Annotated in this window: 1 protein-coding gene; it reads left to right on the forward strand. The window is 41.2% G+C overall.

The features are described 5' to 3' along the window. Nucleotides 1-304 precede the first annotated feature (304 nt). Nucleotides 305-874, forward strand: a 570-nt coding sequence (locus tag A3739_RS00795; protein WP_068499808.1) for a lysophospholipid acyltransferase family protein, incomplete at its 3' end; no start/stop codon positions are given.

The following is an 874-nucleotide window of genomic DNA, read 5'->3' on the forward strand; positions in this document are numbered from 1 at the left end:
TGCTCGATTATGAATACGTCTTGTCTAAGTCTTAGAATGCCCAAAAGCTCTTCAACACTTAATTCGGCAAACTGTTTTACATACCACTGTAACATTGTATTGATACCTTTTGACAATAGAACAGGAAAAGAAAAAGTTTATAAGCATTAGGTTATGGAATAATATCTGCTTACGAAACAATTAAAACAAATAGCGCCAATATTTTAACGATAATCATAAGCGGCGTAGAATTTAATCAGTATGTAACGTGGCTCTGGTTAATTAAAATCAAATCCGTGTGCATCAGTATCTCGACAAGAACAATATGAATTTAAAGTCGTTCCTTAAAAAGCAACTGGTTTCTCAAGAACTGGATGAAAAGCTAGATCGCATTGAAAAGCCTGTTGGCTCCTTGGGCTATGATCCATGGGGGTTTAACACCGATATGAACAAAATCGTATTCTCATTGTTTAGCAACATTTACGACAAATATTTTCGTGTTGAAACAAGTGGTCTTGAACACATACCTAATGATGGCCCTGTTTTAATTATCGCCAACCATAGCGGACAGCTCCCTATCGATGGCACCTTAATTGGTTATGCCGTTGCGAATCGCGATCATGCACCGCGCTATCCTCGTGCAATGATTGAGCGCTTCTTTCCCACTGTGCCCTATATTGGAAACATGCTTAATCAATTGGGCGCAGTACTGGGTGACCCTACAAACTGCGCAAAAATGCTCGAAAATGGCGAAGCCGTTATTGTGTTCCCAGAGGGTATTCGTGGCTCAGGAAAGATGTACAAAGACCGATACCAACTGCAGCGTTTTGGCAATGGTTTTGTGCGTCTAGCGATGGAACATAACACGCCGATCGTACCAGTGGGTGTCGTGGGG

The sequence above is a fragment of the Oleiphilus sp. HI0067 genome, from assembly GCF_001635735.1.